Source organism: Pseudomonas sp. ATCC 13867, from assembly GCF_000349845.1.
GTDB lineage: Bacteria > Pseudomonadota > Gammaproteobacteria > Pseudomonadales > Pseudomonadaceae > Pseudomonas.
This window is the reverse complement of the sequence record NC_020829.1, coordinates 2,633,780-2,648,728: the sequence shown is the minus strand read 5'-3', so window position 1 is coordinate 2,648,728 and position 14,949 is coordinate 2,633,780. Positions and strand designations below refer to the sequence as shown.

The window sequence follows — 14,949 nt, the reverse complement described above, 5'->3', positions numbered from 1 at the left end:
GAGATTATTCAGTCTACTTCTATCACATACCCAAATTTTTAAAGAACGGTTCTGGCACAAAGACCAGACAGCAAGGTTCGTTCACCGAACATTCCTGTCTGAGCTTTCGACGATTAATGGTGGAGCCAAGGAGGATCGAACTCCTGACCTCCTGCGTGCAAAGCAGGCGCTCTCCCAGCTGAGCTATGGCCCCATCGGATCAGCAGCACACCACAACAATTGGTGGGTCTGGGCAGATTCGAACTGCCGACCTCACCCTTATCAGGGGTGCGCTCTAACCAACTGAGCTACAGACCCAATCGTTCGGGCTTTGGCAGCTTGTCGACCTCACCCGCTCTCTATCCAAGAGCCGGGGGCGCGCTCAAACCAACCGAGCAGCAAACCTATCGTCTAACCAGTGAATCAAGCAATTCGTGTGGGAGCTTATGAAGAAGCTGAGATCTTCGATTAAGGAGGTGATCCAGCCGCAGGTTCCCCTACGGCTACCTTGTTACGACTTCACCCCAGTCATGAATCACTCCGTGGTAACCGTCCCCCTTGCGGTTAGACTAGCTACTTCTGGAGCAACCCACTCCCATGGTGTGACGGGCGGTGTGTACAAGGCCCGGGAACGTATTCACCGTGACATTCTGATTCACGATTACTAGCGATTCCGACTTCACGCAGTCGAGTTGCAGACTGCGATCCGGACTACGATCGGTTTTATGGGATTAGCTCCACCTCGCGGCTTGGCAACCCTCTGTACCGACCATTGTAGCACGTGTGTAGCCCTGGCCGTAAGGGCCATGATGACTTGACGTCATCCCCACCTTCCTCCGGTTTGTCACCGGCAGTCTCCTTAGAGTGCCCACCATAACGTGCTGGTAACTAAGGACAAGGGTTGCGCTCGTTACGGGACTTAACCCAACATCTCACGACACGAGCTGACGACAGCCATGCAGCACCTGTGTTCCGATTCCCGAAGGCACTCCCGCATCTCTGCAGGATTCCGGACATGTCAAGGCCAGGTAAGGTTCTTCGCGTTGCTTCGAATTAAACCACATGCTCCACCGCTTGTGCGGGCCCCCGTCAATTCATTTGAGTTTTAACCTTGCGGCCGTACTCCCCAGGCGGTCGACTTATCGCGTTAGCTGCGCCACTAAGATCTCAAGGATCCCAACGGCTAGTCGACATCGTTTACGGCGTGGACTACCAGGGTATCTAATCCTGTTTGCTCCCCACGCTTTCGCACCTCAGTGTCAGTATCAGTCCAGGTGGTCGCCTTCGCCACTGGTGTTCCTTCCTATATCTACGCATTTCACCGCTACACAGGAAATTCCACCACCCTCTACCGTACTCTAGTCAGGCAGTTATGGATGCAGTTCCCAGGTTGAGCCCGGGGATTTCACATCCATCTTACCAAACCACCTACGCGCGCTTTACGCCCAGTAATTCCGATTAACGCTTGCACCCTTCGTATTACCGCGGCTGCTGGCACGAAGTTAGCCGGTGCTTATTCTGTTGGTAACGTCAAAACAGCAAGGTATTAACTTACTGCCCTTCCTCCCAACTTAAAGTGCTTTACAATCCGAAGACCTTCTTCACACACGCGGCATGGCTGGATCAGGCTTTCGCCCATTGTCCAATATTCCCCACTGCTGCCTCCCGTAGGAGTCTGGACCGTGTCTCAGTTCCAGTGTGACTGATCATCCTCTCAGACCAGTTACGGATCGTCGCCTTGGTAGGCCTTTACCCCACCAACTAGCTAATCCGACCTAGGCTCATCTGATAGCGCAAGGCCCGAAGGTCCCCTGCTTTCTCCCGTAGGACGTATGCGGTATTAGCGTTCCTTTCGAAACGTTGTCCCCCACTACCAGGCAGATTCCTAGGCATTACTCACCCGTCCGCCGCTGAATCCGGGAGCAAGCTCCCTTCATCCGCTCGACTTGCATGTGTTAGGCCTGCCGCCAGCGTTCAATCTGAGCCATGATCAAACTCTTCAGTTCAATACTGCTTGGGTTTTGCGAAAACCCTAAACTTGGCTCAGCAATCGCATGCTCAATTTAATGAGCTAAAACTCTCGAATTCACGAGTGTTACTTGCGCTGCTGATAATCAGTCGATCATCAGTCTTACATCACAAGCACCCACACGAATTGCTTGATTCGACTTGTTAAAGAGCAGTTGGTCAAGGCTTTCGTCTCAACCGAGGCGCGCATTCTACGCTAACCTCTCTTTCCGTCAAGCTTTATTTTTCGAAAATTTCTTTTCTACTCAATCGCTTGTACTTCTGCGAAGGAAACCTTCGCATCAGCGGGAGGCGCATTCTACAGCGATCAAACTCGCTGTCAAGCACCTCGATGATCTTCTTTCAACCGCTGCCGGAGCGACAAGCTGAAAGCGGCAAGTGACTCACTTGCCTGACCACCACCCTCAACTAGAGCAATTGTAAGTGCTTGATTTTCAAGCTCTTTCAGCGCTTCGTCGCTGGGAGTGGTGCGCATTATAGGGACTTGAAACGACCCGTCAACGACTTTTTGCAGAAAGATGACAAAACCGCTTTGCCCCCTTCCCCTCTTTATATACGGAGGCGAACAGGTTCGGCGTGACGACGAGCTTCTTCTGTCGCGTCTGGCCCGTTCGGCATCGTCGTTGCTCGGTGACGTTCACCCGGGGACTACCGGGTCTCCTGGGGAATCTGTCCGAGCCGCTGCAATGCCAGGTCGTAGTCGAACTCTTTGATCGCCGAGGCCAGCTCCCGCAGGATGGATACCTCCTCGCGGTCCAGGTAGAGGCTACAGAGTTGGCCGATGACCTCCTCGGCGCGGGTATCACTGCGCAGCAGCAGTTCCCGCAACTGGCGCATCAGCGCTGGCGCCTGGCCTGGCTCGGCGTCGCCCTCCGCTGACTCGCCCCCCGGTATCGGCGAGGAAGCTCGGTCGACTGGTAGTCGCGCATCGGCGCCGGTCCCAGGAGGATGGTGTAGCTGCAGCCGGCTTCGTTGAAGTCGAGCAGGCGCTCGATGATGGTGTCGCCATCGACGCTCTTCAGGGTACGGCCCCGGCCACCTTCGCTGAGGGTGCTCTGCGGGATGAACGGCAGCCAGTCGGGCAGCGCGTCGAAACCGCCGATCAGTTGCCAGACCTTGTCGGCGTCGGTGTGAAGGTCGATGAATGCAGTGGCCTTGGCCATGATGAGTGCTCCTGGGGCATTCGCCCCGGCCCGACCTTCACCGAAGGCGTGGCGAACCTGGTGGCCAACGCCATACGCCAGTCCGGCCGCCCCCGCGCGAGGAAGCGGATGCCATCGTGCGCCGCGAACGCCCCAGCTCGATCATCCAGCGCCTGGCCGAAGTCGACGAAGTGGCGGCCCTGGTGACCTACGTCGCTTCGCCCTACTCCTCCGCTACCACTGGCGCCGCGCTGCGAGTGGATGGGGGCGTGGTAGATAGCCTGGCGATCTGAATCGCTGCCACGATGAACCAAGCCCCTGCCTTCTGGCCGGGGCTTTGGCGTTATAAGGCATCAACAAATTGTGGGGTGTGAAGCGCACTGAGGTTATCGGCGATCAGCCGAATGGCGTCTCGGCCGTCTTGGCCTGGTTGAACTCGGTGTTGAAGTGATCCGTGAAGTTCTTGCCCTGGGCATAACTCTTTGCCAGCGCGGCGTTCTGCTTGAGCAATTCGGCGCTGGGTTTGGCCCATTGTGCGGCAGGTAACGGGCGGGACCATTCCTCCACGCTGGTGGGCATGGATTTCATGCTGTAGCGGTGATCCCACTCAGCCACCCAGTAGGGGAACTTCCACCAGGTCACCACATTGGCCAGGTAGAACCAGAACACCTTGAGCGCCGAGACATAGCCATCGCGATAGTCCTGATGCAGATCGGCGCGCAACTGGTCGAAGGTGGCGCGGCTTTCATAGGGCGCCACGCCGGGGCAATGCTCCGGGCCCTTTTCCATGAAGCAGCGGATGGCCTCCCACTTGCCCAACGCGTGGGCAGGCGTGAGCACGCCGTGGGTGAGGAAGTGCACGCGATCGGTGACGGGATTGTCCACCGCCAGGCCGAAGGTGTAGGTCGACATCACCGCCGCGCCGGTATAGCCGGTGCTGACCGACATCCAGGCCACCAGGTCTTCCCAGGGCTGGATGATCGGTGTGTCGGAGCCTTCGGGCAGGTAGCAGACTTCGCGCCGCTGGCGGTTGAAGCGCAGGGGGCGGACGCGGGCTTTTTGGCGGGTGCTACTGATAACTGCGTAAGTCATCAAGGCGCCAAGGGCTCCTCCCCCCCACAAACCAACTAGGCCATAAACGGGCAGACCTAGCAAAATATTGCCCCAGAAAGTCGTAAATTCATTACCAAGAGTGGCTAACCCGAGAATCAGCGGGAACACTATCCAGCAGCTTATCCATATAAACATCACAGTCCAGACAGCCATCTGAGCCTGGAAAGCCTTGTTGTAATTGCTGGTCCCCACATCCAGAAAGACCTCGTTGACCGCCAGAAAATTGCCGCCCAGGTCCATCGGCGTGGCGCCGGTCGGCGCCGGCAGCGGCGAGAAGAACAGCGCCTCGCCGGTGGGAAAGCGGCGCAGCTCGCCCGCGCGGGGGCGCTGGTTCTTCAGGTCCAGTTCGTCTTCCTGCTGAGGAGACGGTTTCTTCTTGAACATGGCTTATTCGGATAGCGCCTCGGCCGTGCTGGCCTTTCCGAACTCGGCATTGAAGTGATCCGTGAAACTCTTGCCCTGGGCATAACTCTTTGCCAGCGCGGCGTTCTGCTTGAGCAGTTCGGCGCTGGGTTTGGCCCATTGTGCGGCAGGTAACGGGCGGGACCATTCCTCCACGCTGGTGGGCATGGATTTCATGCTGTAGCGGTGATCCCACTCAGCCACCCAGTAGGGGAACTTCCACCAGGTCACCACATTGGCCAGGTAGAACCAGAACACCTTGAGCGCCGAGACATAGCCATCGCGATAGTCCTGATGCAGATCGGCGCGCAACTGGTCGAAGGTGGCGCGGCTTTCATAGGGCGCCACGCCGGGGCAATGCTCCGGGCCCTTCTCCATGAAGCAGCGGATGGCCTCCCACTTGCCCAACGCGTGGGCAGGCGTGAGCACGCCGTGGGTGAGGAAGTGCACGCGATCGGTAACGGGATTGTCCACCGCCAGGCCGAAGGTGTAGGTCGACATCACCGCCGCGCCGGTATAGCCGGTACTGACCGACATCCAGGCCACCAGGTCTTCCCAAGGCTGGATGATCGGTGTGTCGGAGCCTTCGGGCAGGTAGCAGACTTCGCGCCGCTGGCGGTTGAAGCGCAGGGGGCGGACGCGGGCCTTTTGGCGGGTGCTACCAATAACGGAATAGAGCCCGAGCAGAGCAGCAGCACCTCCCGAGCACAATCCAATAACACCAAATACAGGTAGCCCCTCCAATACATTGCCCCAAAATGTTCTGCCATAAGGATCGTTAATTGCCATTGAGCCCATAATCAATGGAAGCATCACCCAGAACCCAATCCACAAGCACATCACCCCCCAAACCGCCAACTGAGCCTGGAAAGCCTTGTTGTAATTGCTGGTCCCCACATCCAGAAAGACCTCGTTGACCGCCAGAAAATTGCCGCCCAGGTCCATCGGCGTGGCGCCGGTCGGCGCCGGCAGCGGCGAGAAGAACAGCGCCTCGCCGGTGGGAAAGCGGCGCAGCTCGCCCGCGCGGGGGCGCTGGTTCTTCAGGTCCAGTTCGTCTTCCTGTTGGGGGGACGGTTTCTTCTTGAACATAGCTTATCCGGGCAAGGGGGTGTCGTCGGGCAGGTGTAGGCGGTCGAGGGTAACAGGCAGCGGCGTGACGGTGGGACTACGCACACGCAGCAGCCTGACCTTGTCGATGGCTTTGCCGTCCTGCACGTTGAGGGTTAGGGTCTCGAAATGCATTTCCTGCATGGTGGTTTCCCCTGGCACCAGCGGTGCGTGGAGGGTCAGGGCCAGACCACGCTGGGCATTGGTTTCCAGGGCGAACAGCTCCAGGCCAAGGCTGAGCGATTCATCGGGGGCGCTGAGCAGGCGCAATTGGTACAGCAGCGGGTCGGTCCAGGCCTCCCAGTCATTGCGCACGGCATCGGTGCGCCAGTAGGCCGCCAGGCCCAGGCCGCTGTCATCCAGTTCACGGGCGGTGATGCCGGGGATGAGCAGTTGCACATGGGGCCTGCCGTCCAGGTTGGCCAGGCGCGCCTGGGGCGAGCCGGTGATCAGCGCCAGGCGCAGGCGCTCGATGCGCAGGCTGTTCCCGGCATCTTCCCGCCCCCAGGGCCCATGCAGCAGCCACTGGTCCAGTTGCGAGAGGGTGTTGCGGTTGTACAGCCACTCGCCACCCAGTTGCAGCGCGGTCAGGCCTAGGCCGATCAGATTGGCGCGGGCGGCGATGCTCAGTAGTCGAGCCGAACTGGCGGCCCAAGCCATCGCACGAGCCTGAGTGGTGTCGGTAAGGACCTTGAAGATGGTCCCGCCGGTTCGGACAGTAGCCCAACCATTGAGCCCAACCTGTCCCGCATCGCCGGCCAGTTGCAGGCTGGCACCGGTCAGTTGCCCAGTATTGCCAGTCCGCAGGGCCTCTATCCATTTGTTGGAAGTGCAATTCAGACTGATACCATTGTTAGCGAAGCTAAATAGGTATGCCGCAGCTCCCAAACTGCCAGTCAGCTTCCCCAAAGACGCAGCGATCCTGACTTTCCCCGCCACACTCCCGTAGTTACTCAAAGCCGCGCTTAAGGTGGTAATGGCAATACCCTGTAAGGCAGCCGCCACAGCGCCCACCATACCTGAGAAAGCATTAGCTACGGCTAACCGATCTTGCATATCTCGATTAGCCTTCCGGCTAACTTCTACATACACTGTCGCAAAGTTCCACACCTGCATCATCGCCACCGCCGAGGCGAACAAATCGCCCCCAACCGACTTGAACACCTCACCACCCAGTCCCTTGAAGGGCCGCTTGAGGCGGAAGTCCTCGCTCATGCGCTGGAATTCGGCGACCTGAGCGCTGTTCAGGCCCTTTACCCGCATGCCCACCTTCCCCGGCCCCTCACCGACCGGGCTGTAATGCAGCGCTACGCGAGCTTCCAAGGCGGCCAAGGGTTGTTGCAGAGCGGTACGCTGGGCCACCAACGTGCGGTGACTGCCCTTGGGTGCCCGGCCAGTCCGTTCACGTCCCAGTGCCTGGCGTATTTGCTTCTTCAGCTCACGGCGTTGCCGCTTCAGCTCCAGCAGGGCATCGAGGTCCGCACTGAAGGTGCGCACCTGATTCGGCGAGGCGAACTCCAATGTCACGCCACCCTGCCCCGCAACCCGTAGCAGTCCGAGCCAGCTGCTACGCGGCAAATGCCGAAGCACCTGAGCCGGGTCCAGCGGCTTGCCCGCCTGCAGGGCGCGCATGGCTTCGTCCATCGCGTTGGCCAGACGCAATTGGCGAGCGGGCTCGTAGGCAGTACCGCGGACCTGGTCGAGGGTGATGCGATCCGGGCTCATCTCGAATGCGTGCGGAAGCTGCGTACTCAGGAGGCTGTTGCACTTCACAGCAGTCTCGTTCAGCCCCTGGTAGTCCTTATTGCGCATCAGGGTATCGCGGGCGGCTTTCACCATGCCCGCCAGTTTGCCCTGGACATCCACCTGGTCCGCATGGCTGAGGGTAAAGAAGGTCGGCACGCTGAAGCCTGGTTGCTCATCCAACAGCTTGGCAATGGCTTCACTGGCCTTGTCGGTACGGCAGATATCGCGAAGACAGGCGTACTCGGTCGCCAGCGCCGCCTCCATCTGATTGCCGTAGCTGGGGTCGAAATACCAGGCAGCGCGGTGGAAACGTTCGGCGCTCACCAAGGCAACACGATCGTCGGTGATGAGGTCCAGGCTTGCGTTCCAGCGCTGCAGGTTGGCGGCTTGCCGTTTGACGTAGGCTTCCATCGCCGGACGGTCGACCAGGTCATCGATGCCCCGCTGCCCCAGCTTGGCGCCATCCAGCGCATCGTCGGTGTTGTCGTCGAGGCTTTCGATCAGGTCCGCGTATTTCTTGTAGAGACTTTCGCCCAGGCTCTGGCGCATACGCATTCTGGCGGCGGCAATGGCGCCACTGTGAGTACCAGTCCCCTTCCAGTCGGTTTGATACTTGGTGTTGATGTAGTCGCCGATGCTTTGCCGCTGCACCTCGTCGGTATCGCGCTCGAGTGCGGCAAAGCGGGGGTCCTGCCGCGCAGCCTGAAGGATGCCGTCGCCAGTCACGGTGTAGAGCGACTGGATATAGCTGCCGATGATGTAGCGTTTCTGCGCCTCTTCATCGTTGCTCCAGTTGTGAATCCAGCCGGTGATCAGCTCCTGGTGCTGGGCCAGGTCGCGCAGTACGCCGAGGTCGTCACGCACCACCAGATAAAGGTGATCATGCTGGTATTGCGGCTTCAGTTGCTTCTCCAGTTCGCCAAACTGCGTCCTGCGAAACAAGGCTTCCTGCTCCCAGAGGTAATCCTTGCTTTCCTCCGGCAGCGCGCCCACTGGCGGCTTTATCTTGCTGGGCTGCTCCGCAACCTCTGCCAGCCAAGCTGCTGCTTGCTGGTTCGTGAGCAGGCTGGCGCCACCTTTCTCGCAGTCAACGCCCAGTAAATCCACCGCTTGCATGAAGTGCTGTCGCTCTTTCGAGCTTTGCAGCACCTGCCGGCATTTGGCAGCGGTCCACTGCACCTCCGAATACCCTACGTACAGCTTGTCAGCCCGGGAAAATACCAGGCTTGCCTCTCCAACGCTGCTTTCACGCTTATTCGCCGCGAGCTCGGACTTGTTCCACAGCAGTTGAGTGATCACGCCCTTCGACACGCGGTACTCGTGCAGTATCGGCTTCGGCTTCTTGTCGGCGACGACGTAGAGCCAACCGTCGCGCATCAGTCGAATGCCGAGAGGACGCGACTTCAACTGGAAAGGCATGGCCATCTGAGCAGAGGGATCGAGGCGCTCCACGACGCCGTAGCGCAACGGCAGCAGTTGCACCTTGAGATTCATCAGCGGGCAGACACCCACTACCGATTTGGCATCCACCCGGCTCTTGCTGACCTGGTTGGGGTTCTGGCTGGACAGAGTCATCCTTGCCTCCCGGATAAGCTGGCAGCACGCTCCATCGCTCGATGAGCCGCCGTTTCGAGCCGCTGGCTCGGATTCTGGTTGGCGGTTTCTGCCAGAAGCTCTCGGATGTCGGGGTGATCATCCAGAGCCTGGGGTCCCAGGAAACCGTGAATGTTGGCGTACAGGGTGATGTCATGAGGCGAGCAGAAACCCGACTCGTAGGCCGCCGATGTCAATGAGTTCAGATGAAGCCAACGCTCGGATCGGGGCAGGCCGGCCGCATAGCCGGGAAAGAACTGTCGCATGTGCTCATCGAGTTCCTTGACCGTTGCGCGAAAGCTAACCTCTTCCAGGCTGGCGATCTGGGCGTCGCCAAGCTGATAGGGGACTCGGGGTGGGGGCACCGAGGTCCAGGGGCCTGGTCGGCGATGCAGGTGCCAGCAATCGCTTCGTTCGTCAGGTATGACCAGAGTGCTGCACGGACCGAACCAGTCTGGATCGCGATTGCGCTCAGCGACACCGGCCAATGCGTGGGCCACGGCCGGATCGGCCAATCGCAGTAGCGCTTCTTCCCCGGTTGGATGACGAACACTGGCAAGCCAGCTCATCCGGGCGGTTAGCGAGGGCCAATCGAGGTCGCTAAAAATGAGATATCCCCACTCCTGCGGGGCGTTATTCAGGAAGCGAAGCAGAATGGGGTCGTCAGGGCCCCTCAAGCGAATGAGACACGGAGACAGATCGATAAGATCTTTCCAGCGAGTGTGCATATATAACGGCCACACCGTGGGCGAACTCGACCACTCATATAGCTTTGGCAACAACGACTCGACAGTTACCCCGTCGAGCAACAGTGCCGCCACCTGCCCCCAGGGCAGATTCGCAGGTAACGACGGGAACATCGCAGTGTCATGCGGACTCACTCGCAGCCTCCTGCTTTGCCGCCTCACAGATCGCGCAGAGCGGTTTCTTCTGCATCAGGGCCTGGCGCTGCGCCGGCAACAGGATCTCGCCCGGTTTATCCGCATCAGCTTGCCGTAACGGCCCCGGTAACAAAGGCTCCGCCGGCGTTCCCGTCCCAGGGCTTCCGCCACTGTTCACCTTCACCGTGGCACCGCTGAGCGTGATGCCGCCGGCATCCAGCTTGACGAAGCTGCCACCGGCCTTGAGCGTCAGTTCGCTGCCCGCTTCCATCACCACTTTCAGGCCGCCGGACAGATGAATCTCCTGGCCGGCCTCGACGAACTGGCCGGTGCCGATCTTGAGGTGCTGGTTGTTACCGACGGTGAGGTGGTCGTCGCTGCGCAGTTCGACCTTGCGGTCGCCGTGGGTGGTGTGGTGCTCCTCGGCCCTGAACTCGCTGTAGGTGTTCGCCTCGACGGTGTCGTGGCGTTCGTGGCCGATGCGGATGCGCTGGTCGTACTCGATGTTCTCGTCCCAGTCGCGCTGGGCGTGGACGAATATCTGCTCCTGGCCCTTGCGGTCCTCGATACGCAGTTCGTTGAAACCATCGCCGCCAGGGTAGCTGTTGGTCTTGAACAGGCTGCGGGTCTTGTTCGCCGGCAGCTCGTACGGCACCTGATTCTCGGCATGGTAGAGGCAGCCGGATACCAGCGGCTGGTCCGGGTCACCCTCGAGGAAACTGACCAGCACCTCCATGCCCACGCGCGGAATGGCGATGGCGCCGAACTGCTTGCCGGCCCAACTGGAGGCGACACGCAGCCAGCAACTGGTCTTGTCGTCGGCCTGGCCCTCGCGGTCCCAGAAGAACTGCACCTTGACCCGGCCGTACGGGTCGCAATGAATTTCCTCCCCGGCGGGACCGGTCACTACGGCGCTCTGGCTGCCGAGGATGCGCGGCTTCGGATGCTCCAGCGGCGGGCGATAGGGCACGTTCCAAGGCGTGGCGGCGAAACGGTTGCGATAGCCCTGATGGAAGTCGTCCTTGAGCTCGGTGGTGTCACTGCTGATGGATTCTTCCAGCACCTGGGGCTGCTTGCCTTCGTGGTGGATTTCGGTGAGCAGCCAGAGGTCGTTCCAGTCGGCGCGCGGGTGCCCGGTCAACGAGAGGAAATGCCCGCTGCGCAGGCTGGGCTGGTCACTGCGCCCTTCGCAGAGGACGAAGTCGCTGCGGTGGCGCTCCAGCGCGCGCTGGCTGAGGTGCTTGCCGCGCTCGCGGTCGGTGAAGCGGCCGGGGTAGTCGTAGTCTTCGAGGTCCGGCTTGACGTCGCTGCGGGCGGCGCTTTCGAGGTCGAGCCGAGGCTTCTCGAAATGGTAGTCGCGGCGGGTCGTGCGGCTGGTGCGGGTTTCCAGGCGTTGGCCGAAGCGGCGGACCACCGGTACGTCGGCCACCAGGCCGGAATCCTGCTGGTAGGCCAGTGACGCCAGTTTCGGGAAGCAGGTCTGGTCGTCGCCGAAGACCAGCAAGTGCTGCTGGGCGCTGTGCTCGAAGTGGTAGTGAATGCCCTCCTCTTCGCACAGGCGCTGAATGAAGTGCAGGTCGGACTCGTCGTACTGCGTGCAATAGTCACGCTTGGGATAGACGGTCGGGCCGAGCTGGAAGCGATAGGCGTCGGCGAGGATGCCATGCTCTTCCAGTACCTTGCCGATGATCTGCGGCACGCTCAGTTGCTGGAATATCCGCTGGTTGAAGCGATGGGCCAGGTAGGCCAGGCGCGGCACCAGGCTGACCTGGTAGCGGGTCAGGCGCTTGCCGGACTCGCCCTGGGCGACCCGGTAGACCTGGCCATGAATGCCGGCTCCATCCTGCCCGATGGCCAGGTAGGCGGCCTTGTGCAGCAGGCTTTCCAGCTCCAGCGCGGGGTTGTCGCTGACCAGTTCGAGTTCGAAGTGAAAGGGCTGGTTCAGGGTCTCTCGCCCGGTGAACTCGAGCACCTGCAGATCGCTGCTGGCGTCTTCGATGCTCAGGCTGAAATGAGTCTGGTTGGCCGGGGCGAACATCCGCTGTTCCTCTGCGCAGGTGGCCGGTCATCCGAGCAGCCATCCTGGCGGGGGCATGCCGGTAACGCGGGCCGGTAAAGAGCACCGGCCAGGAAAGCCTGGCCGATGCATGGGACGTCGATTACTGCGGATCAGGCAGAGATCGGGGTGCGCCAGTCGTCGGAGCCGGAGGTGCCGGAGACTTCGTGGGTCCAGACGATCTTGCGGTAGGTGAAGTAGACGTCTTCCAGGTGAGTGAAGTGCGCCATGTTCGGGTCCTGGCAGTTCGGCATGCGCGACTGCACGTCGACGATCACCGCGTCTTCCAGCTCGATGGTGAAGTAGTGCTCCTGGGTACCGGTGGAGGAAGTGCGGTACCACTCCAGGCGGCACTTGTTCAGACGCTCGCCGGAGGTCAGGGCGTTGAAGATCAGCGGCGAGGACTTGTCGAAGACCTTGGTGATCATCAGCGGCTTGTGCACGCGCTGACCGGTCGGCTGGCCGGACTGCGGATCACGCGGGATGATGACCTGGTGGTTGAAGGCCTGAACCAGAATCTGGTCTTCGTGACCTTCCTGGAAGATGTTGCCGACCGAGTCCTCGGTGAAGGTGCCGGCGGTGATCAGGCCTTGCTTGGTGCCTTCGAGGGACAGATACGCGGGTGTTGGCATGAAGGTGCTCCTTGCACGATAGTTGGGGTTGCCCCAAGGCTCATATCCCTCCGGGCGGAAGACCCTTAACAAGTCGCGTGCCAGAAACCTTCAACCCGTTGCAGGACTAGGGCTCCGCTATTCCCGCGGCGTTCTTCGCTGGTAGTTTCCGAACGAAAACCCGGAAATCCATGCAGGAACTTGCACACCAATGTCCAAATCTTGCACATGTTCCCGAACACCGCATTACCCCTGGCCTCCAGCGATTTCCCCGATGTTTTTTTTCAATTTCAGGTGGCAAGAACTTGCACGCCAGCCCGTCGACTTCCACGGCGACAGATCTGCGCGGTGTCGAGGGTGCGGTAGCCCAGCTTGAGCGCGGTGCGTACCGAATCGATGACGGCCTGGCCGGTCAGACGGAAAGTGCCGAGGCCGAAGGAAGGAATGCTCATGTTTGGGGCTCCAGGAAGGTTGATCGGTTCCAATGGAGCCCAGTGTGCCGGCTTCGCTTTCCACGATTAAGGCGCCGGCACGGCAATGCCTTTTGACTTCAAATCATGAATGGACTGCCCGCATGTGAGCCGAGCGCAATGCCGCTCACCCCAGCGTGGTGGCAAAGGCTTCGAGCTGGGTGATGACGGTATTCCAGCCGTCGAAGAAGCCGAGCTCTTCGTGCTGTGCCCGAGCGGCGTCGTCGGGGTGCATCACCTGGGCGGTATAGCGGCAGCCGGTGCCTTCGTCGGTCATCGTGATGATCGCGGTGAAGCCTATCCAGGGCGTGTTCGGCCGCCAGCCGCCGGTGAGCATCGAGGTGAACACCAGGCGCTCGCCGGGCACCACGTCGAGGAAGCTGCCAGGGTTGTCGCTGACGCCGCCGTCCGGCCCTTTCATCAGGGTGTGGAAGGCACCGCCGGGCTTGAGCTCGAACGCCAGCACTTCGGTGGTCCAGGGCTTGGGGCACCACCATTGTCGGAGCAGTTCGGGCTCCGACCAGGCGCGCCACAGGGCACTGCGCGGGGCATCGAGCACGCGGGTGATGATCAGGTCGCGCGAGTCGGCGCGGTCAGCATTCGGGGTCATGGTCCTGCTCCTGTTGGTGGAGTTGTTCGACGAATCCGGCCATGCGGTCCGAGCGGGCCTCCCACAGGGCGCGCTGCTCGGCGATCCACTGCTCGGCCTGCGCCAGGCGCTGCGGCACCAGTTCGCAGGTACGGGTCCGGCCGCTCTTGTGGCTGCGGATGAGTCCGCTGCGTTCGAGCACCGTCAGGTGCTTCATGAAGGATGGCAGCGCCATGTCGAACGGCGCCGCCAGCATCGACACCGACTGCGCGCCGAAACCGAGCGCGCCGATGATGGCGCAGCGGGTGGGGTCCGCCAGCGCCTGGAACACGTCGCTGATTGCCGCTTCATTGTTAGCCATGTGGCTAACAATAGACCCATGATGGACGTTGCCAAGCACTTTCTGCGGGCAACGGGACAATCAGGACCTCCGCCCCACGCCTGGTGCTCGCTCCCAGGCGCAGGGTGCGATCTCCGCTTTTCTCATATGGGCCACGCCTTTTGTCGGATATATCAATTACGGCATTTTTATATGCCTAAATTGATATAGCAGTGTCACCGACCACCAGAGGCTACCGCCATGAAAATCGGATCATCGATACTCCTCGTGCTCGTCACCATGCTCTGCACCCCGGCATTCGCCGTCATCGCGCCCTCCACCCACAACGGCATGTCGGCGACGTCCGCCGCGGCCCTGGACAACCGCCTGGCCCTGCGCGGCCTGTGGCAGGAACACATCTTCTGGATTCGCGACTACGTCCAGGCCAACCAGAACGGCGACAAGGCCCAGGCCAAGGTAGCCGCCGACCAGGTGGTGGCCAACGCCACGACCATCGCCAACGCCATCGCCCCGCTCTATGGCCAGCCCGCCGCCGATCAGTTGCTCAAGCTGCTGGCCGGACACTGGATCGCCGTGAAGCACTACAGCGACGCCAGCGTCGCGAAGGACGCCGCGGGCCGCAAGGCCGCCGTCGGCGACCTGACCGGCAATGCCGGCGCCATCGCCAAGTTCCTCGCCTCGGCCAACCCCAATCTGCCCGAGAAGGACCTGGTGGCCATGCTCAGCACCCACGGTGCCCAGCACATTGCGCAGATCGACCAACTCGGCGCCCATGACTACGCTGGCGAAGCCAAGACCTGGCAGGCCATGCGGCAGCATATCCTGATGCTCGCCGACGCCTTGAGCGCCGCCCTGGTCAAGCAGTTCCCGGACAAGTTCTGAACGCGAGGTC

12 protein-coding genes, 2 tRNA genes, 1 rRNA gene and 2 pseudogenes are annotated in these 14,949 nt (G+C 60.8%); 2 read left to right on the top strand and 15 right to left on the bottom strand.

Annotated features, from left to right (window positions below; all coding sequences use genetic code 11):
* Positions 1–117 precede the first annotated feature (117 nt).
* The 6 genes from H681_RS11950 to H681_RS11930 form a co-directional block, all read right to left on the bottom strand.
* Positions 118–193, bottom strand: a tRNA-Ala gene (locus H681_RS11950).
* A 27-nt stretch (positions 194–220) separates the two neighbouring features.
* Positions 221–297 (bottom strand) — tRNA-Ile (locus tag H681_RS11945).
* A gap of 151 nt (positions 298–448) precedes the next feature.
* Positions 449–1,985, bottom strand: a 16S ribosomal RNA gene (locus H681_RS11940).
* A gap of 341 nt (positions 1,986–2,326) precedes the next feature.
* Positions 2,327–2,482, bottom strand: a complete 156-nt coding sequence (locus tag H681_RS26375) for a hypothetical protein (RefSeq protein WP_157883317.1) — start codon at positions 2,480–2,482, stop codon at positions 2,327–2,329.
* A gap of 173 nt (positions 2,483–2,655) precedes the next feature.
* On the bottom strand, positions 2,656–2,844 hold the full coding sequence (locus tag H681_RS11935; RefSeq protein ID WP_015477120.1) for a hypothetical protein: 189 nt from the start codon (positions 2,842–2,844) through the stop codon (positions 2,656–2,658).
* The gene (locus tag H681_RS11930; protein WP_015477119.1) at positions 2,844–3,170 is read right to left on the bottom strand and encodes an SRPBCC family protein; all 327 of its coding nucleotides are present in this window, start codon (positions 3,168–3,170) and stop codon (positions 2,844–2,846) included. Before H681_RS11930 ends, H681_RS11935 begins: the two co-directional genes overlap by 1 nt.
* Here H681_RS11930 and H681_RS25790 point away from each other — a divergent pair.
* A pseudogene (locus H681_RS25790) lies at positions 3,123–3,442 on the top strand (SDR family oxidoreductase); the annotation flags it as partial. The gene H681_RS11930 and the pseudogene H681_RS25790 sit on opposite strands and share 48 nt — an antisense overlap.
* Before the next feature lie 103 nt (positions 3,443–3,545).
* Here the strand turns inward: H681_RS25790 and H681_RS11925 are convergent.
* From H681_RS11925 to H681_RS11890, 9 genes and pseudogenes are all read right to left on the bottom strand, one after another.
* A complete protein-coding gene (locus H681_RS11925) occupies positions 3,546–4,646 on the bottom strand; it encodes a DUF6708 domain-containing protein (protein WP_080636217.1) in 1,101 nt (366 codons plus the stop codon).
* 3 nt (positions 4,647–4,649) lie between these two features.
* A complete protein-coding gene (locus tag H681_RS11920; protein WP_015477116.1) occupies positions 4,650–5,753 on the bottom strand; it encodes a DUF6708 domain-containing protein in 1,104 nt (367 codons plus the stop codon).
* A gap of 3 nt (positions 5,754–5,756) precedes the next feature.
* The gene (locus H681_RS11915; protein ID WP_015477115.1) at positions 5,757–9,092 is read right to left on the bottom strand and encodes a toxin VasX; all 3,336 of its coding nucleotides are present in this window, start codon (positions 9,090–9,092) and stop codon (positions 5,757–5,759) included.
* On the bottom strand, positions 9,089–9,991 hold the full coding sequence (locus H681_RS11910; RefSeq protein ID WP_177324583.1) for a DUF4123 domain-containing protein: 903 nt from the start codon (positions 9,989–9,991) through the stop codon (positions 9,089–9,091). The genes H681_RS11915 and H681_RS11910 overlap by 4 nt, the downstream gene beginning before the upstream one ends.
* Entirely contained in the window at positions 9,978–12,029 is a 2,052-nt protein-coding gene (gene tssI / locus H681_RS11905) for a type VI secretion system Vgr family protein (RefSeq protein WP_015477113.1), read from the bottom strand. The genes H681_RS11910 and tssI overlap by 14 nt, the downstream gene beginning before the upstream one ends.
* A gap of 131 nt (positions 12,030–12,160) precedes the next feature.
* The gene (locus H681_RS11900; RefSeq protein ID WP_015477112.1) at positions 12,161–12,679 is read right to left on the bottom strand and encodes an Hcp family type VI secretion system effector; all 519 of its coding nucleotides are present in this window, start codon (positions 12,677–12,679) and stop codon (positions 12,161–12,163) included.
* A gap of 317 nt (positions 12,680–12,996) precedes the next feature.
* A pseudogene (dkgB, locus tag H681_RS26370) lies at positions 12,997–13,110 on the bottom strand (2,5-didehydrogluconate reductase DkgB); the annotation flags it as partial.
* 145 nt (positions 13,111–13,255) lie between these two features.
* Positions 13,256–13,738: an SRPBCC family protein gene (locus H681_RS11895; protein ID WP_015477110.1), complete on the bottom strand. Its 483-nt coding sequence runs from the start codon at positions 13,736–13,738 to the stop codon at positions 13,256–13,258.
* Positions 13,722–14,078, bottom strand: coding sequence for an ArsR/SmtB family transcription factor (locus tag H681_RS11890; protein WP_015477109.1), 357 nt, complete (start codon positions 14,076–14,078; stop codon positions 13,722–13,724). Before H681_RS11890 ends, H681_RS11895 begins: the two co-directional genes overlap by 17 nt.
* 219 nt (positions 14,079–14,297) lie before the next feature.
* On the opposite strand from H681_RS11890, the gene H681_RS11885 reads away from it, so the two are divergent.
* On the top strand, positions 14,298–14,939 hold the full coding sequence (locus H681_RS11885) for a hypothetical protein (RefSeq protein ID WP_041711944.1): 642 nt from the start codon (positions 14,298–14,300) through the stop codon (positions 14,937–14,939).
* Positions 14,940–14,949: the final 10 nt, after the last annotated feature.